Genomic DNA, 18,635 nt, shown 5'->3' with positions numbered 1-18,635 from the left:
CCATGCAACGAAACGATGCAGACAAGACGATGCAGACAAGACGATGTGAATCAGACTGTCGTGGAAGCCTGTGCGGCTGCGGCCAAGGGGGCCGGCAAAAAAAACGGACCGTCGCGGTCCGTTTGTTGTTTTCTTATTCCGCCAGCGCGGCGAACGCGCGGTCGCGGATCTGATCGACGGCTCCGACACCTTCGATCTTGCGGTATTTCGGGGCTTCGGCGGCGCCCGATTTGGCCCACTCGTTGTAATAGCCTAACAGTACCTCGGTCTGGTTGTGGTACACGTCCAGGCGCTTTTTCACGGTCTCGGCCTTGTCGTCGTCGCGCTGCACCAGCGGTTCGCCGGTGATGTCGTCCTGCCCTTCCACCTTGGGCGGGTTGAACTTGATGTGGTACACGCGGCCGGAGCCGGGGTGGCAGCGGCGGCCATCCATGCGCTCGATGATCTGTTCATCGGGCACGTCGATTTCCAGCACGTAGTCGATCTTCACGCCGGCATCCTTCATCGCATCGGCTTGCGCGATCGTGCGCGGGAAGCCGTCGAACAGGTAGCCATTTGCACAGTCCGCTTCTTTCAGGCGGTCCTTCACCAGGCCGATGATGATATCGTCGGAAACCAGCTGGCCAGCGTCCATCACTTTTTTGGCGGCCAGGCCCATCTCGCTGCCGGCCTTGATGGCCGCCCGCAGCATGTCACCGGTCGAAATCTGAGGAATGTTGTATTTTTCCTTGATGAAGTTGGCCTGGGTGCCCTTGCCGGCGCCGGGTGGTCCTAACAGAATGAGACGCATGAAATTTCCTAAAACGATTTTAATAGTTTGGTGGTAAGTGTGTCATTAGTGACGAAACTTACCACAAAACGCCGGCCGAACGCCACTTCGAGAGGCCGTTCGCCGTGCAAAAACGTCAAACGCTCAACCGAAGTGAGCGCGGACCCGTTCCAGGTCTTCGGGGGTGTCGACACCGGGCGCCGGCGCCGCGTCGGTAACGTGCACGGCGATAGGATGGCCGTGCCACAGCACGCGCAACTGTTCGAGCGCTTCGATGGTTTCAAGCGGCGAGACATCCAGCCGCGGATAAGCCTGCAGGAAATCGTTGCGATAGGCGTACAGGCCGATGTGGCGCAACGGCGCGTAGCCATCGGGCAGTACCTCCTTCGATTGCGCGAAGGCATCGCGCGCCCACGGAATGGTGGCGCGGCTGAAATACAGCGCGCGGCCGGCCTTGTCCAGCACCATCTTCACCACATTGGGGTTGAAGGCATCGGCCACATCGTGCAACGGATGGGCGCACGTGGCCATCGGCACGTCCGCGCCGATGCGCGTGGCGCAGGCGGCCAGCAGCGCCGGGTCGATCAGCGGCTCGTCGCCCTGCAGGTTGACGACCACGGCGTCTAGCGGCAGGCCGAGCGCGAGCGCCACCTCGGCGATGCGGTCGGTGCCGGAAGGATGGTCGGCGCGCGTCATCAGCGCTTCGATGCCATGCGCCGCGCAGGCTTGCAGGATCGAAGGATGGTCGGTGGCCACGACGATGCGGCCGGCGCCGGACAGCGCGGCACGCTCGGCCACGCGCACGATCATCGGCTTGCCGGCCAGGTCGGCCAGCGGCTTGTTCGGCAGCCGGGTCGAGGCCAGCCGCGCGGGAATGATGACGGTAAAGCTCACGGTTTCTCGCTATCCTGGTCCGTTAGTCCGCACGCATTCAGTCGGCATGATCTTGCAGCGTGCGGGCTTCGTCGGCCCACATGATCGGGATGCCGTCGCGGACCGGATAGGCCAGGCGGTCGCCGCGGCAGATCATTTCCTGGGCTTTCTTATCGTATTCCAGCGGGCCCTTGCAAACGGGGCAGACCAGGATGTCAAGCAAACGTGCGTCCACGGCATTTCTCCACAATGTGTTCGACCAGCGCCACGTCGAGTTGCGCGCTGACCGGAACGACCCACAGCCGCGGATCGTTTCTCAGTTCTTCGATTTGTGCGCATTTTACTGCATCCTTCTCCGTCATCAAGATCGCGTCGGCGTCGATGCGGGCGAAGGGGCGGTCGAGGAAATCGTGATGGTCGGGCAGCGGCAGCTCCTCGAACGCCAGGCCGGCATCGGCCAGCATGCCGAAGAAACGCCGCGGATTGCCGATGCCGGCGGCCGCGGCGAGACGCCCGCGGCCGGCCATGCCGGACAGCGGCACGCGGTCGCGCCGGTCGGCCAGCCGCTCGGCCCAGGCGCCGGCAAGGATCATCTGGAACGGCGTGCCGCCCACGCTCGCGGCCAGCCGCGGCGTCAGCGCCGGCGCGTTGACGACAGTGACGTCGCGCCGGCGCGAGGCCGGCTCGCGCAGGGGTCCGGCCGGCAGCGTCCAGCCATTGCCGACGCCACGCCCGTCGAACAGCATCACCTCCACGTCGCGCTGCAGGGCATAGTGCTGCAGGCCGTCGTCGGTGACGATCACGTCCACTTCCGGGTGCGCGGCCAGCAGCGCCCTGCCCGCCGCGGCGCGGTCGCGGCAGACGAACACGGGGCACGCGGCCCGCGTGGCGATCAGCACCGGCTCGTCGCCCACCTGCGCCGGCGTCGACAGCGCGGTCACGGGGCGTGGCCCTTCGCCCTTGCTGCCGAAACCGCGCGAGATCACGCCCGGCCGCAAGCCCTTCGCCCGGAGCTGTTCGACCAGCCAGATCGTCAGCGGGGTCTTGCCGGTACCGCCGATGAAGATGTTGCCGACCACGACCACCGGCACCGGCAGGCGGCCCGATGCCAGCACCCCGGCGCGGTACAGCAGGCCGCGCAGGCCCGTGAGCGCGCGGAACAGCAGCGACACGGGATACAGCGCGCATGCCAGCGGACCGCGCCGCAGCCAGGCGCGGGTCAGGGTCGATTCGAGGTTCATCGGCTGCGTGCGGGCGTGTGGAACGGGGTTCGGGGCGGGCGTCGACGCGCACGTCGAAGCGTATCTCGAAGCGTAACTCGAAGCGTAACTATTTCCCGCTCCCCGTCTGCGCCGCGAACGTCAGCCTGCCGAAACCGGCGATGCGCGCGGCTTCCATCACGTTGACCACCATCTGGTGCATCGCGAACTGGTCGGCGTTGACCACCACCACCGGGTCGCTGCCCGGGCTGGCCGCGGCCTTCAGCACCGAGGCCAGCCCGGCCACGTCGCGGAACGATACCGGCTCGCCATCGATCGTGTAGTTGCCCTTGGCATCGACCGTCACGTCGATCTGCTCCGGCTGCTCCTTTGCCTTTTGCGCATCGGCCGTCGGCAGCGTGATCTGTAGTTCGGTGAACTTGCTGTAGGTGGTCGACACCATCAGGAAGATCAGGATCACCAGCAGCACGTCGATGAACGGAATCAGGTTGATTTCCGGGTCTTCGCGGCGCCGGTCCTTGCGAAAATTCATGCCACGTTCTCCCGTGCGCTCGTCTGCGCGCTCGTTGGCGCGCTCGTTTGCGTGCTCATCTGCGTGCTCATCTGCGCGCTCATTTACGTGATTCGTGGACGATGTCGACGAAGCGCACGGCCTGCTGCTCCATCTGGATCACGTAGCTGTCCACCAGCGCGCGGAAGTGGCGGTAGAACACCAGCGTGGGCATGGCGATCGCCAGGCCGAAACCGGTGTTGTAGAGCGCCACGGAAATCCCGTGGGCAAGCTGTGCCGGATTGGCGCCGGCCGGATTCTGCGAGCCGAAGATCTCGATCATGCCGACCACCGTGCCGAACAGGCCCATCAGGGGCGCCAGCGTGGCGATCGTGCCCAGCGTCGTCAGGAAGCGCTCGAGCGTGTGGGCCACGCCATTACCTGCTTCTTCGATCGATTCCTTCATCACCTCGCGCGGCGCGTTCACGTTGCGCAGCGCGGCAGACAGCACCACGCCGAGCGGCGAACTGGTTTCCAGCTTGCCGGTGATGTCCGGCGTGATGCTGCCGCTGCGGTAGACACGCACCACTTCATCGAGAAGGTTCGCTGGAATGATGCGGGCCCGGCGCAGCGTCATCAGGCGTTCGATGATGAGTGCGGTGGCGACGATGGAAGCGATCAGCAGCAGCCAGATCGGCCAGCCGGCGGCTTGAAAGATGGCGAGCAAAACTTACTCCTTGTATTGGCACAGACATTAACGCAGACGCGCAATGTAGCGTGTTGCCGTGACGGCGGCAAGTGCGGAAGGGCGTATCTTCCAGGGGTACGCGTTCTGCACAGATTCTGTGGAGAAGATTGTGAGCAATGTCAGTTCAGCACCGCAACCGTTTGAATACAAAGGGATTTTTACCGGTGCATATTTTTTGTGCAGACAGCGGCCAGCCATACCCCGTGCCTTTCTCAACAGTTTCTGTGGACAATATTGTTGGCAAAGCCGACGCTGACCATGCAAGCCTCTGATTCGATTGAACTTTTATCCCCTGCGCAAAAAACTTGCAGCCGTGTTGAAAGGGGTCGCGAACGCGACGACCCTTCTGCACAGTAACTGTTGATAAGATTGTTGGCAATGCGCCTCGTATCGCCATAAGTCGATGATTCATAAGACAAAAACAGGCCTGCCCAATTAATGCGCAAACAGCGTGCAATGGTGGCGCTGCCTGTCGCCGCAGTGCGTTTTCCCCTTTCTGCACAAAATCTGTGGACAATATTGTGCGCAAGGCGCGCAAGCACGATGAACACTATTGATTTATAAGGGAAAACCATTGTCGCTCAAAAAACAGGCAAGCTGTGCCGGCGCTTCATGACATCGTCGTGCAGCTGCGCTGCCTACGGCTTCTGCACAAGTTCTGTGGATAAAATTGTGGGGAAGCCCGAACAATACGGTCCAAGTACCTGATTTTGATGAAAAAAATTGTTTTGCGGAAATTTACGGCAACCGATGCCATGGTGCGCAATGTTCCCCACAATTTCTGTGGATATCTTTGTGCGTAAGAATGTCGCCCATCAGTGAAGTCCTTGATTTGTAAGAATATTCTTACGCTGCCCACGAATGCGGCAAGCGGTTTTATCTTTATAAATCAGTAGCTTGGAAAAACACCTTGCTGTTTTAGGCGAGATATGACATAAGCATGACCGCTTGATGACTCTGTGGACAGTCTTTCCGATGACGACCTTCGACCGCCCCGATTCCGCCCCCGGCCAGAGTGCCGTGATCACCGTAAGCGCCCTGAACCAGGCCGTATCGCGCCTGCTCGAACGCTCTTTTCCACTGACGTGGATCGCTGGGGAAATCTCCAACTTCACGCGCGCCGCGTCCGGCCACTGGTATTTCACGCTCAAGGACGATGCTGCCCAGGTACGCGCCGTGATGTTCCGCGGCCGCGCCCAGTATGCGGGCTTCGTGCCGCGCGAAGGCGACAAGGTCGAGGTACGCGCCCTCGTCACGCTGTACGGGCCGCGCGGCGATTACCAGATCAACGTGGAAGCGATCCGGCGCGCCGGCGTCGGCGCGCTGTTCGAGGCCTTCATGCGGCTGAAGGAAAGACTGTCCGCCGCCGGCCTGTTCGACGAGGAGCGCAAGCGCGCCATTCCCCTGTTCGCCCGCACGATCGGCATCGTCACCAGCCCGCAGGCGGCGGCATTGCGCGACGTGCTGATCGCGCTGCGCCGCCGCGCGCCGCACGTGCGCGTCGTGCTGTACCCCACGCTGGTGCAGGGCCAGCAGGCGGCCGGGCAGATCGCGCAGGCGATCCGCACCGCCTCCGCGCGCGCCGAGTGCGACGTGCTGCTCGTCTGCCGGGGCGGCGGCAGCATCGAGGACCTGTGGTGCTTCAACGAGGAAGCGGTGGCGTATGCGATCGCCGAGTGCGGCATGCCGGTGATTTCCGGCGTGGGCCACGAGACCGATTTCACGATCGCCGATTTCGCCGCCGACCTGCGCGCGGCCACGCCCACCGCCGCCGCCGAGCTGGCCGCCACGCCGCGCGGCGACTGGCTGGCTTCCCTGCGCGCGGACGCGACCGATCTGCGCCGCGCCATGCGCCGCATGCTGGATGACGCCTCCCAGACCCTCGACCACCACGGCCGCCGGCTGCTGAGCCCCACCGCACGCATCCGCCAGCAGCGCCTGGAATTGCTGGCACTGTCCACGGCGATGATGCATGCCAACCGCACGCCGCTGAACCAGGCGCGCCATGGGCTCGAGCGCCTGGCCGGGCGGCTCGCGGCCCGGCGCCCCGACACCCGGCCCGTGCGCGCCCACCTGGCCGCCCTGCAGCACCGCTGCGCCGTCAACATCGGCGCGCGCGTGCAGCGCGAGCGCGAGGCACTGGGCGCGCTGGCCGCGCAGCTCGAACTGCTGAACCCGCAACGCACGCTGGAACGGGGCTATGCGATCATCACCGACAGCAAGGGGACCATCCTGCGCTCGCCTGCCCAGCTGCAGCCGCGCCGCAAACTGAGCGTGCGCCTGGCCGAGGGCAGCGCCGATGTCACCGTGTCGGGGGTACAACCGGCGCTGTAATGGCAGTCGCTGTCATTCCATTCATCTATGTTAATCTTGCCCGTCGGTACACCCCACGGGATAACAATTGAATAAAACAACCGAGCCAGCAGTGGCTGCCGGGCCTTCGACCCTGCTCGACGTCGCCCGGGAGGCGGGCGTCTCGCCCTCGACCGTTTCGCGCATCCTGAACGGCACCGCGCGCGTCTCCGACGACAAGCGGCAAGCCGTCATGAAGGCGATCGAACGCACCAACTTCGCGCCGAACCTGATGGCGCAAGGCCTCAAGAAGGGCCGCACGCACACGATCGGCATCATCGTGCAGGATATCTCGTCGCCGTTTTTCGACGAAATCCTGCACGGCGTCGACGATGGCCTGAAAGGTACCGGCTATGCCTCGGTGATCGTCACCGGCCACTGGAGCGCGCTGGAGGAAGCGGACCGGATCCGGCTGCTGCTCGCGCGCAAGGTCGACGGCATCATCCTCCTGTCGGGCAACCTGCCGGACGACGAGCTGCTGCACTTCGCCACCCAGCGTCCGATCGTCGTCACCGGCCGCCCGCTCGATGCGCCGAATGCGCTGGGCTTCACGATGGACAACGAACACGGCGCCTACGTGGCCGTGCAGCACCTGATCGAACTGGGTCACCGGCGCATCGCCTTCGTGTCCGGCCCGCCGAGCCACGCCGACGCCTCGAGCCGCCTGCGCGGCTACCGCAAGGCGCTCGAAGGCGCCGGCATCCCGGTCGACCCGGCCCTGGTCGTCGAGGGCAACTTCCATGAAAACAGCGGCCTCATCGCGATCAACCACCTGTTCGAAACGCGCCAGGAATTTTCCGCCGTGTTCGCGGCCAACGACCAGAGCGCCTATGGCGTGCGCCTGGCGCTGTACCGCAAGGGCGTGCGCGTGCCTGAAGACGTGTCGCTGGTAGGCTTCGACGACCTGCCCGGCTCTGCGTTCACGACCCCGCCGCTGACCACGGTGCGCCAGCCGCTGTACGATATCGGCCTCACGGCGATGAACGCGCTGCTGCGGCTGATCAGCGGCGACCGCGTACCCACGCGGGTGCCGCCGGTGGAACTCGTGGTGCGCGAAACCACGCGGCCGAGGTAGTGATCCAGGCGGTATGTACTTTCCCGTAGCATCACTATTTACGGGGGATTTCGGCAGGGCGGCAGGCAACGCATTACAATGATGGGCGTTTTGAAAACGTTGATTCTTTAGTCCCCTCATAAGGAAATGCACATGGAACATACCCTGCCTCCGCTGCCGTACGCGAAAGACGCACTGCAACCGCATATCTCGGCTGAAACGCTGGAATACCACTACGGCAAGCACCACCAGGCCTACGTCACGAACCTGAACAACCTGATCAAGGGCACCGAGTTCGAGAACCTGTCCCTGGAAGAAATCATCAAGAAATCCTCCGGCGGCATCTTCAACAACTCCGCCCAGGTATGGAACCACACGTTCTTCTGGCACTGCATGGCACCGAACGCCGGCGGCGCACCGACCGGTGCCGTGGCTGAAGCCATCAACGCCAAGTGGGGTTCGTTCGACAAGTTCAAGGAAGAGTTCAGCAAGTCGGCCGTCGGCAACTTCGGTTCCGGCTGGACCTGGCTGGTGAAGAAGGCCGACGGCTCGGTGGACATCGTCAACACGTCCAACGCCGCGACCCCGCTGACCACCGAGAACAAGCCGCTGCTGACGGTCGACGTATGGGAACACGCGTACTACATCGACTACCGCAACGCCCGTCCGAAGTTCGTGGAATCGTGGTGGAACCTGGTCAACTGGGAATTCGTGAACCAGAACTTCGCCTGAATGACCGGATAGCCCGGTTGCTGAAAAGCTCGCCGCCTGGCGGGCTTTTTTTTCATGGAGAAACACATATGACCTACACGGCATCGCCCCACCGTTATGAAACGATGCAGTACCGCACGTGCGGCCGCAGCGGCCTGAAACTGCCGGTACTGTCGCTGGGCCTGTGGCACAATTTCGGCGACACCACGAGCACGGCCACGCAACGCGACATGCTGCGCACCGCGTTCGACCACGGCATCACGCACTTCGACCTGGCCAACAATTACGGTCCGCCCTACGGCAGCGCCGAAACCAATTTCGGCCGCCTCTTCCGCGACGACTTCCAGCCCTACCGCGACGAACTGATCATCTCGACGAAGGCGGGCTGGGACATGTGGCCGGGCCCTTACGGCCAGGGCGGCGGCTCGCGCAAGTATGTGCTGGCCAGCCTGGACCAGAGCCTGCGGCGCATGGGCCTGGACTACGTGGACATCTTCTACTCGCACCGTTTCGACCCGGACACGCCGCTCGAGGAAACCATGGGCGCGCTGGCGCATGCGGTCCAGCAGGGCAAGGCGCTGTACGTGGGCGTTTCGTCCTATTCCGCGGAAAAGACCGCAGAAGCGCAGCGCCTGCTGGCGGAGTGGAAAGTGCCCTGCCTGATCCACCAGCCGTCCTACAACATGCTGAACCGGTGGATCGAAACCGAAGGCCTGCTCGACACGCTGGGCCGCCAGGGCATCGGCTGCATCACGTTTACGGCGCTGGCGCAGGGCATTCTCACCGACAAGTACCTGGACGGCATTCCGCAGGATGCGCGCATCAACCGCCCTGGCGGCGGCTCGCTGCAGGCGGCGCACCTGTCCGAGGACAACCTGCGGCGGGTACGCGGCCTGAACGACATCGCCCGGGCCCGCGGCCAGTCGCTGGCGCAAATGGCGCTGGCCTGGGTGCTGCGCGATCCGCGCATCACGTCCACGCTGATCGGGGCGTCGAACAGCGCGCAGGTCCGCGAGAACATCGGCGCGCTGGACAAACTCGCGTTCAGCGACGATGAACTGCGCGCCATCGATGCGCTGGCCCAGGAAGGCGGCATCAACCTGTGGGCCGAATCGTCCGGCAGCGCGGCCTGATCATTGGACAACCGCGATGGCGTCGACCGCATGCGGCGGGTTGACTGAGGGAACGGTGTGCGCTGTAAAAATGCCGCCGGGTACGATAGCGCACCAACCATTGTCATCGTACCAATCACAAAGGAGCCCAGCATGCGTTTGAAACGACTCTCGGACCAGGTCATCGTCATCACCGGCGCCACTAGCGGCATCGGCCTGACCACGGCCCGGATGGCGGCCGCGCGCGGCGCCAAGGTGGTGCTTGCCGCCCGCGGCGAGGAAGCCCTGGAACAACTGGAACAACAGCTGCGCCAGCGCGGCGCCGAAGCACTGGCCGTGCCCACCGACGTGGGCAAGAAGGATGAGGTGCATGCGCTGGCGCAGGCGGCGCTGAAGCGCTTCGGCCGCATCGATACGTGGGTCAACAATGCCGGCATCTCTATCTTCGGCCGCGCCGAGGAAGTGAGCGAGGAAGACAACCACCGCCTGTTCCAGACCAACTTCTGGGGCGTGGTCAACGGCTCGCTGGAGGCGGTCAAGCACCTGCGGCAGAGTGGCGGCGCGCTGATCAACCTGGGCAGCGAACTGTCGGAAGTGGCCGTGCCGCTGCAAGGCATGTACGCGGCGTCGAAGCATGCCGTGAAGGGCTACACGGATGCGCTGCGGATGGAACTGGAACACGACAAGCTGCCGATCTCCGTCACGCTCGTGAAGCCGGCCGCCATCGACACGCTGTTCCCGGTGCACGCCAAGAACTACATGGATGTGGAACCGACGTTGCCGTCGCCGGTCTACCCGCCGGAAATGGTGGCCGAGGCGATCCTCGACGCGGCCCAGCATCCGCGGCGCGACGTCTTCGTCGGCAACGCGGCGAAGGCCAACGCCATCGGCGGCTTCACGCTGCCCAGCCTGTTCGACAAGCTGGGCTCGTCGGCCATGTGGGACCAGCAGCGCACGAAGAAGCCTTCGCGCTGGTTCCGCAACGATGCGCTGCATTCGTCCGATCCCACGCAGGAACTGCAGACCAGGCTCGGCATCCAGACAACGGCTGGCGACACGAGCTACCGCCCCGTGACCCGCTCGCCGCTGAAGCTGGCGCTGCTCGGTGGCGGCGTTCTGGCGGCCGCGTGGATGCTGACCCGGCCAGCCGGCACCGGCGAACAGGGCCGCAAGGAGTGACTGGCGCTTTGCGGGTAAAAGGCTGCCTTGGCAGCCTTTTTTTTTGGCGCTGTCACCCAAACCTGTGGAAGTTCCGCCGAGTTATCAGGTAATGCTGCCCTGCAGTGCTGCAATCAAGCAATCCGCTGGCGTTCGCCAGCGCTGCCCGTCAAGGCCGTGGCGCCATCCCAGGTAGTTCGGCAGGTACCTGCTCGCTACCCCGTTGAAACGCGCCAGCCAGCCATGGAAGCGGCTGTGGTACCCATTTACATGCTGCAGGTGAATCGCACCGCGCGTGCGCGCCCCTGCGTTCAGGTTGACAGCTTCGTGCAGGATGCCGGTACGGCGTGCAAATGTCCGGTAGGCAGCGGCGCTGTCCGATACCAGCAGCACGTCCGCGGCCAGTACCGGCGGCAGGTGATGCTCGAGCTGGCGCGCCGTGACCGGGCCACGGCCGCAAACGAAATCCCTCGTCTTGCCATCACGGTCGCGGGCCACGAGGATGCAATCGAGTTCCCTCGAAATGCCGCGCCGGCTGGCCTTGCCACCACGCTTGCGCGCCGGCCTGTCCAGGTGCCTGCTGCCCTTTTGCGATTCCAGCAGATAAGTCTCGTCCGCCTCGACGATCCCTTGCAACTGCGACGGGCGATCGTGCTTGGCTCCGGCCATGAAGCGATGGCGCCAGCGAAAGCTGGTGTTGCGATGGATGCCGGTTTTTTCGGCGGCGGCGCGCACCGTCCGCGAATCGAGCACTGTCTCCAGGAATGGCAGCCATTTGTGACGCAGGCGCAGGAACGCGAGCGGTGTGCCGGTCAAGGCATTGAAGGTTCGGCCGCAAGCCAGGCAGCGATAGCGTTGCAGGCCATACGAGAAGCCGTGACGATGGATGCGCGTCGCCGCGCAATGCGGGCAACTGCTGCAAGGGCGCCCGAATCGTTCGATCAGTTCGAGGCAGGTCGCCAGTGACGAGGCCGACCCGAGCAAAGCGCGCAACGCCGCCAGTTGCGCACTTGAGCATTCAGCGACTTGCCTGCGCAGCTTTTCCAGCAAGGTAGTGAACAGTCCGTCATGCATCGCCGCCTCCGTCGTCAGTACTGTTGAGACAGCGATTTCGGCGAATGGTTCAGTTCAGTCCACAGGCTCGGGTGACAGCGCCAAAAAGAAGCCCGCTGAAAGCGGGCTGAAGTTCCGATTCGTTTATCCGAACAACCGGAGGAGACGGGAACCATTATGGCGCCCGCTACTCATCCACGCCAATTGCCAATACTGATAGGCATTATCTGTTTTATGCATGATTTTTTCCGTGTTGAATCGTGCAAAAACGTGCAAAAGTACGCGTTTACGTGTAATCTCATGCTTTTCCGATAGCCTGGAGGCACGACATGAAACCGATGACCATCCTGATCGCGGGCCCGTACCGCAGCGGCACCGAAGGCGACCTGCTGCACATTGCGCGCAACCTGCGCGCACTTGAACAAGCGGCATGGCAGGTCTATGCAAAGGGCCATGTGCCCCTGATCGGCGAGTGGCTGGCGCTGCCGCTGGCGCAGCATGCCGGACATGGCCGGGTTGCCGAGTACGTGCCGGCGGAGTTCCTGTACGACGTGGCGCGGCGGGTCATCGGCCAGTGCGACGCGGTCTACCGGATCGCCGGGGCGTCTCGCGGCGCGGACGGCGATGTCCGGCAGGCGCGCGAGCTGGGCCTGTCCGTCTATTTCACCCTCGACGACATTCCCGCGGCCTGACGGCCGTGCGGCGGCGCGGCCCGCAAAATCGCCATGCGGTTGACGAATTTCGCCATTGCGGCTGTCGCCACTGGCCTGCAGAATTGCCGGAAACCGGCAATTCACCCAGACCGTTCAGGAGACCCATGCATTCAACCGACAGCCGCGTCGCGCCACGTTCGACACGGACCCCACCCCGATTACTCGCCGCCATCCCGCTGGCCGTGGCGCTGGCCTGCCTGGCCGGCGCGACGGGCGCCAACGGCGCGGCCAATTCCGCTGCCGATGGCGCCAGCAATGCCGACGCGGCATTCCGCGATACCGCGCTGTCGCCGGAGGCTCGCGCGCAGGACATGGTGGCGCGCATGACGCTGAAGGAGAAGGCGGAGCAGATGCAAAGCGGCGCACCGGCCATCGAGCGCCTGGGGCTGAAGCGCTACGACTGGTGGAACGAGGTGCTGCACGGCGTGGCACGGGCCGGGCACGCGACCGTGTTCCCGCAGGCGATCGGTCTCGCGGCCACCTGGAATACTGCGTTGACGGAGCGTCTCGCCGATGCGATCGCGCTGGAAGGCCGCGCCAACTTCAATGCGGCCCTGCGGCGCGACGGCGGCACTGCGCGCTACTTCGGCGTCAATTACTGGACGCCCAACATCAACATCTACCGGGATCCGCGCTGGGGCCGGGGGCAGGAAACCTATGGCGAGGATCCGCACCTGACCGGGCAGCTCGGCATGGCCTTCATCCGCGGCATCCAGGGCACCGACCCGGCACTGTACAAGGGCATCGCGACGCCGAAGCATTTCGTCGTGCATTCCGGCCCCGAGCCGGAGCGCCACAGCTTCAACGTCGACGTGTCGCCGTTCGACCTGGAAGACACGTACCTGCCGGCGTTCCGCAATGCGATCGTGGATGCCAAGGCCTATTCGCTGATGTGCGCCTATAACGCGGTGGACGGCATTCCCATGTGCGCGCACCCGCTGCAGAACGGCCTGGTGCGCCGCGACTGGGGCTTCAAGGGCTTCATCGTGTCCGATTGCGACTCGGTGCGCGACCTGGTCACCGGCCACAAGACGTCGCCCGACATCCCGCATGCGGCGGCCACCGCGGTCAAGGCGGGCACCGACCTGGTATGCGGCCAGAGCTACCTGGGCCTGCCGGACGCGGTAGCCAGGGGCATGATCACGGAAGCCGAGATCGACACGTCGCTGGTGCGCCTGCTGGCCGCGCGCATCCGCATGGGCCTGCTCGACGGCAGCGTGCATGACAAGGTGCCGTACAGCGCCATCAATTCGGCGCGGCACCGCGCGCTGGCGCAGCAGGCCGCCGAGGAAGCGATCGTGCTGCTGAAGAACGACGGCGGCACGCTGCCGCTCGCGAAAGGCGCCCGCATCGCCGTCATCGGGCCGAACGCGGCGCTGCTGCAAAGCCTGGAGGGCAACTACAACGGCACGATCGCGCATCCGGTGCTGCCGGTGGACGCGCTGCGCAAGGCCCTGGGCGCCCACCGGGTGGACTATGCGGCCGGCGCTCCGCTCATCGACGGCAAGCGCATGCCGATCCCGGAAACGTACCTGAAGGTGGCGGCGGACAGCGACCAGCATGGCTTGAAAGGCGAATACTTCGACAACCTGGACTTTTCCGGCACGCCGAAGATGACGCGCATCGACCCCGTCATCAACTTCAACTTCGAGCACAGCGCGCCGCAGGGCTTCGAGCCGAAACGGTTCGCGATCCGCTGGACCGGCGTCATCGTGCCGCCGCGCCCGGGCAAGTACGAGCTGGGGTTTCGCATGATCGTGCCGCGCGACCGGCCGCTGCCGAACATCCGGGTATGGATCGACGACGAACTGGTGGTCTCGCCGGAAAAGGCCGGCATCGGCGCCGGCAACACGGCCGAATGCGTGGCCGGCAACTGCCAGCAGCGGATGGAAAAGATCCACTTCACGTTCGGCGACACGACGCCGCGCCGCGTGCGCATCGACTACGCGCGCACGGAAAACGACCGGCATAGCGCGCTCGAATGGGTGGCGCCGCAGGATGCCCTCGTTGCCGATGCCGTGGCGGCCGCCCGCGCGAGCGACGTGGCGGTGGCCATGGTCGGCCTGTCGCCGGACCTGGAAGGCGAGGAAATGAAGGTGGACTATCCCGGCTTCCGTGGCGGCGACCGGCTCACGCTGGCGCTGCCGGATGCGCAGCGCCGCATGCTCGAAGCCGTGAAGGCCACGGGCAAGCGGCTGGTCGTGGTGTACCTGACGGGCGGCCCGATCTCCGACCCGTGGGTGGAAGCCAACGCGGACGCCATCGTGCATGCCTGGTACCCGGGCGAGGGCGGCGGCGCCGCGATCGCGCGCGTGCTGTCCGGCGCCGTCAGCCCGGCGGGCCGCCTGCCGTACACGATCGTGCGCTCGGAGGCGGACCTGCCGCCGTTCGCCGATTACTCCATGCACAACCGCACCTACCGCTATTTCGACGGGCCGGTGCTGCACCCGTTCGGCCATGGCCTCGGCTACACCACGTTCAGCTACGCGGCGCCGAAGCTCTCCGCCACGCGCCTCCAGGCGGGGCAGGCGGTGCAGGCCACCGTGACGGTGCGCAATACCGGCAAGCGCGACAGCGACGAGGTGGTGCAGCTGTACCTCGCCAAGCCGGGCGACCGCTCGAATCCCGTGCTGGCCGGCTTCCGCCGCGTGCACGTGAAGGCGGGCGCCAGCCGCACCGTGACGCTGGACATCGATGCCCGCGCGCAGTCGCAGGTGGACGAGAAGGGCGCGCGTTCGGTACGGGCCGGGGAGTACACCGTCTATGCCGGCGGCGGGCAGCCGAAGTTTGCCAGGGTCGGGCAGGCGACGTTGCAGGTGGACGGCGAGGTTTCGTTGCCGAAGTGATCAGCGCCGGCCCGCCGCCCCCGGCCGCGCCGGCCGCCGGTCGTCCATCCCGGCCTCGTCGACATCGGACGACGTCGACCGCGAGCGCTGGTACTGCAATTCGCCGGCCTCGTCGGGCAGCGCGGGCCCCGTGTACGACACGGCCACGTCGGCCAGCGCGCTGGCCCGGTCGGCGCCGAAGCCGGACAGCGCGGTCAGTTTCAGCCAGCGCGCGGTCATGGTGCCGAAGCGGATCGTTTGCGGATCGAAGGTGGAGCCCAGCGTGGCCCTCGTCACATCGCGCCATTGCCGGCCATCGTCGCTGGCCTGCACCAGCCATTCGCGCACGTCGCCCTCGTGGTCGCGGTGGTTCTGGCGCGGCATCAGCACCAGGCCGTCGAACGGCACGGCGGCCGGGAAGGCGATGGTCAGCGCCGGTTGCGGCCGGGGGGCGTCGCCCCGAACCGTTTCCAGCGCATAGGTGTTCGGATCGCCATCGATCGCCTTGTCGGCATCGCGCCAGCCGGTGGCGGTGGCGCCCAGCTTCTTCATCACGCGCGTGTCGAACAGCGATGCGCGCATGGCCGCTGGTTCGATCGCGGTGCGGGGTGCGAAAGCGGCGCTGGCCATGTAGTCGAGCACGGACTTGCGCAACTGGCGCGCCACCACGCGCCCGTCCAGGTCGCTGTCCAGGTCCGCCGTGGAGACGACCAGCCGGCCGTTGCCGACCTTCGCCTCGAACAGCAGGCCGAGCTTGTAGTTGCGGTTCCAGTCGTCGATCGGCTGGACGATCGGCTGCAAGCCGCGCGGCAGCCTGCCCAGGTTCATGCCGCGCGCCTGCGCCGCCACCTCGCCCCATTGCCAGTCGTAGTGGTCTTCCGTGGGGAAGCCGGCGAGGGCAGGGTGGGCCTTGTCGATCCACAGGCCCAGCATGCGGCTCCAGCCGGGGTTCATCAGCCGGTTCCAGAACACGGGCACGTCCGCCAGCGGCGGCGACGTCCAGTCCAGGTCCGCCTTGCGCGGCAGGTACAGCACCTTGCCGCCGGCGGCCAGCCGTGCCTCGGCCTCCGGCCACGTGCGGGTAACCAGCACGTCGGCCGGCACGTCGGCCCGCAGCGTTTGCGGATACAGCCAGAAATTCCAGTCGTTCTCGATCGTCGTACCGGCCAGGCCCACCACCAGGCGGTAGCGCGCCGGCGCCTTCAGGCCGGCCAGGGGCAGGGCGATGCGGCCCAGCTGCGCGTTGCGGCCGACCGGCAGGTCGGTGGCGGCGAAGCTGCCGCCGGCCACGCTGTTGCCGGCGCCGTCGACGATCTTCCACCATGGGCGCGCGCCGCGCAGCACGTCCTTGCCGTAATGCGCGATCTCCACCGGCACGTCGAGCGTGTCGCCGGTGGTGAGCACGAGTCGGGTCACGCGCGCCAGCGGCACGGTCTCGCCGTTGAAACGCCTGAAACCCTCGGCGGATGCGTAGCCCTTCGATTCCCAGAACGTGTCCAGCAGGCCGACGAGCGCCGTGCCCTGGCCCAGGTAGTCGTGCAGGTCCAGCAACTGGTAGCCGCTCATGCCCGGCGTGCGCAGGATCGCTTCGATTTCTTCCTTGTAGCAGGCCAGCTGCCAGCGCCCGGACGCCAGCGCGAAATCGCGGTTCTTTTCCAGCACGCCGTGCGCCTTCGCGGAATCGCGGAAGATCTCGTAGTTCCCCGGCTTAAGGTAGCCGGTGAACTTGTCGATCACCGAGTAGTCCGGGTAAGCCACCCACTGGCCGTTCTCATGCGACAGCACGGGAACGCCGATGCCCTCCAGGGAGGCCGAATAATCGCGGCCGAACCACCCCGTCTTGTTGCGCAGCGGTTTCGGTCCGATGCGCTGGATGGCCAGGTAGTCGGTACCCTTGTCCACGTCCGGCACGCGTGGCTCCGTATGGCCGGTGCCGTTCGTGTACAGCCGGCGCGGGTCGGCCTTGCGGTAGTGGGCGATCCATTTGTCGAACGCCTCCTTCCAGTTGCCCTTCGGTTCATTGCTGGGGCTGAAGAGCAGGAACGACGGGTGGTTGCCGTAGGCGCGGATCATCCGCTCGGTTTCCTCGTACAGCATCGTCTCCATCGGCGTGCCGGGCGATACGGCGTTCCACATGCCCGGTTCGGGCTGCAGGTAGATGCCCACTTCGTCGGCGGCCTGGAATGCCGCTTCCGGCGGGTTGAACGAGTGGAAGCGCACGTGGTTGATGCCCCATGCCTTGTTGATGCTGAAAATCTTCTTCCAGTAGGCCACGTCGGTCGGCGGATAGCCGGTCAGCGGGAAGTCGCCGCCGTGGTGCGTGCCGCGCATGAAGGTGGGGCGGCCGTTGACGAGCATCTGCGTGCCGGCGGCCCTGATTTCCACGAAGCCGAATTTCACGTCGCGCCGGTCGGCCGCCTGCGGGCCCTCGAGCTCCAGCCCGAGGGTGTGCAGCGTGGGGTTCCACTCGTCCCACAGCGCGGCATTGCGCGGATAGCGCACGGTGAACTCGGCCTCGCCGCCCTGTGCGGACCAGGTGACGCCGATGCGCTGGCCATTGGCGCGCACGGTGCCGCTGCCGGCGGTGCCGCCGGCATTGCCGATCTTCAGCCGGACGCGCGCGGTGCGGTCGGCCACGTTCGGGAAGACCTGGGCATCGTCGATCCATACCGGCGACGTGGCGCGCAATTCCACCTTGCCGACGATGCCATTCCAGCTCATGCCGAGCGAATCGGACACGCTGTGCGAATCGGGCCGGTAGTTCATCAGCATGCGGTTGTCCACGCGCACCGTGATCCGGTGCCGCCCGGGCGCCAGCAGGCCCAGGTCGTAGGCGTGTTCGGCGACCAGGCTGCGGTTGCTGCCGATCTCGCGGTCGTCCAGCCACAGCGTGGAGCCCCAGCGCGGGCGTTCCATGTGCAGCACCACGCGCTTGCCGCGCCATGCGGCCGGCACGTCGATGTCGCGCTGGTACCAGGCCGCGCCCAGGTAATGGCGCGGCGGCTGCGACAGGAACGGCACCTTCACGTTGCCCGGCTGCGTATAGGCCTTGTAGTCCTCGCGCTGGTGCCAGTCCTTGTCGTACAGCGACAGCACCCAGGGCGTCTTCGTGGAGATCTCGTCGCCGAAGCCCTGCGCGTTCAGGATGCCGGGCAGCGCGATCCTTTCGCCCAGCGCGCGGCCGTGCCAGCGCGCGGCGACACCCTCGTCGTTGCGGTCGAGGGCAAAGCGCCAGGTACCTGCAAGGTCGCGCACTTCGGTGGCATGCGCCGGCGCTGTCGCGGCGATCGCCGCGATGGTGAAGGAAACGGCGAGGGGAACGGCGTGGCGGGAGATCGGCGAGGAAGAATGTGTCATCGGCGGCAGGGCGGGTAACAGGACCGCGCATTATCGCCCGCGGCCGGGGCGCGACGGCCGTTCGGATGACAAGCAGTCAACAAGATGAGCAAGGCGCCGCCGCGGGACATGCGGGCCCTGGCGGAATGCTGGCATAGCGTCATCGCCATGATGAGTATTGATGTTGCTTATGCGCACAAAACGTTACATATAAAATACTT

General features: G+C 65.6%; 15 protein-coding genes. 7 read left to right on the top strand and 8 right to left on the bottom strand.

Annotated features, from left to right (window positions below):
- Positions 1–133: 133 nt before the first annotated feature.
- The 6 genes from adk to ACY65G_RS05510 all read right to left on the bottom strand — a co-directional run bounded on the left by adk (position 134) and on the right by ACY65G_RS05510 (position 4,079).
- Complete coding sequence (gene adk / locus ACY65G_RS05535) at positions 134–790, bottom strand: adenylate kinase (protein WP_464996356.1); 657 nt, start codon at positions 788–790, stop codon at positions 134–136.
- 123 nt (positions 791–913) lie between these two features.
- On the bottom strand, positions 914–1,663 hold the full coding sequence (kdsB, locus tag ACY65G_RS05530; protein ID WP_464996355.1) for a 3-deoxy-manno-octulosonate cytidylyltransferase: 750 nt from the start codon (positions 1,661–1,663) through the stop codon (positions 914–916).
- 37 nt (positions 1,664–1,700) lie between these two features.
- Complete coding sequence (locus ACY65G_RS05525) at positions 1,701–1,877, bottom strand: Trm112 family protein (RefSeq protein WP_464996354.1); 177 nt, start codon at positions 1,875–1,877, stop codon at positions 1,701–1,703.
- Positions 1,858–2,883: a tetraacyldisaccharide 4'-kinase gene (gene lpxK / locus ACY65G_RS05520; protein WP_464996353.1), complete on the bottom strand. Its 1,026-nt coding sequence runs from the start codon at positions 2,881–2,883 to the stop codon at positions 1,858–1,860. Before lpxK ends, ACY65G_RS05525 begins: the two co-directional genes overlap by 20 nt.
- 88 nt (positions 2,884–2,971) lie before the next feature.
- Positions 2,972–3,394: an ExbD/TolR family protein gene (locus ACY65G_RS05515; RefSeq protein ID WP_464996352.1), complete on the bottom strand. Its 423-nt coding sequence runs from the start codon at positions 3,392–3,394 to the stop codon at positions 2,972–2,974.
- Between the two features lie 79 nt (positions 3,395–3,473).
- Positions 3,474–4,079, bottom strand: a complete 606-nt coding sequence (locus ACY65G_RS05510; protein ID WP_464996351.1) for a MotA/TolQ/ExbB proton channel family protein — start codon at positions 4,077–4,079, stop codon at positions 3,474–3,476.
- A gap of 996 nt (positions 4,080–5,075) precedes the next feature.
- On the opposite strand from ACY65G_RS05510, the gene xseA reads away from it, so the two are divergent.
- The 5 genes from xseA to ACY65G_RS05485 all read left to right on the top strand — a co-directional run bounded on the left by xseA (position 5,076) and on the right by ACY65G_RS05485 (position 10,508).
- A complete protein-coding gene (gene xseA / locus ACY65G_RS05505) occupies positions 5,076–6,434 on the top strand; it encodes an exodeoxyribonuclease VII large subunit (RefSeq protein ID WP_464996350.1) in 1,359 nt (452 codons plus the stop codon).
- A 67-nt stretch (positions 6,435–6,501) separates the two neighbouring features.
- Positions 6,502–7,527, top strand: coding sequence for a LacI family DNA-binding transcriptional regulator (locus ACY65G_RS05500; protein ID WP_464996349.1), 1,026 nt, complete (start codon positions 6,502–6,504; stop codon positions 7,525–7,527).
- Positions 7,528–7,659: 132 nt separating this feature from the next.
- A complete protein-coding gene (sodB, locus tag ACY65G_RS05495; protein ID WP_464996348.1) occupies positions 7,660–8,238 on the top strand; it encodes a superoxide dismutase [Fe] in 579 nt (192 codons plus the stop codon).
- A 68-nt stretch (positions 8,239–8,306) separates the two neighbouring features.
- On the top strand, positions 8,307–9,350 hold the full coding sequence (gene mgrA, locus ACY65G_RS05490) for an L-glyceraldehyde 3-phosphate reductase (RefSeq protein ID WP_464996347.1): 1,044 nt from the start codon (positions 8,307–8,309) through the stop codon (positions 9,348–9,350).
- A gap of 132 nt (positions 9,351–9,482) precedes the next feature.
- Positions 9,483–10,508: an SDR family oxidoreductase gene (locus tag ACY65G_RS05485; RefSeq protein ID WP_464996346.1), complete on the top strand. Its 1,026-nt coding sequence runs from the start codon at positions 9,483–9,485 to the stop codon at positions 10,506–10,508.
- Positions 10,509–10,592: 84 nt separating this feature from the next.
- On the opposite strand, the gene ACY65G_RS05480 is transcribed toward ACY65G_RS05485, so the two are convergent.
- A complete protein-coding gene (locus ACY65G_RS05480; RefSeq protein ID WP_464996345.1) occupies positions 10,593–11,561 on the bottom strand; it encodes an IS1595 family transposase in 969 nt (322 codons plus the stop codon).
- 308 nt (positions 11,562–11,869) lie between these two features.
- On the opposite strand from ACY65G_RS05480, the gene ACY65G_RS05475 reads away from it, so the two are divergent.
- Together ACY65G_RS05475 and ACY65G_RS05470 are read left to right on the top strand one after the other, a co-directional pair.
- Entirely contained in the window at positions 11,870–12,232 is a 363-nt protein-coding gene (locus ACY65G_RS05475; protein ID WP_464996344.1) for a DUF4406 domain-containing protein, read from the top strand.
- Positions 12,233–12,357: 125 nt separating this feature from the next.
- Positions 12,358–15,099 carry a glycoside hydrolase family 3 C-terminal domain-containing protein gene (locus tag ACY65G_RS05470; RefSeq protein WP_464996343.1) on the top strand — a complete coding sequence of 914 codons (2,742 nt, stop codon included), beginning with the start codon at positions 12,358–12,360 and terminating at the stop codon, positions 15,097–15,099.
- On the opposite strand, the gene ACY65G_RS05465 is transcribed toward ACY65G_RS05470, so the two are convergent.
- Positions 15,100–18,435, bottom strand: coding sequence for a discoidin domain-containing protein (locus ACY65G_RS05465; RefSeq protein WP_464996342.1), 3,336 nt, complete (start codon positions 18,433–18,435; stop codon positions 15,100–15,102).
- Positions 18,436–18,635: the final 200 nt, after the last annotated feature.

The organism is Pseudoduganella sp. jia 12 (assembly GCF_055502675.1).
This window is presented reverse-complemented; position numbering and strand designations above follow the sequence as displayed.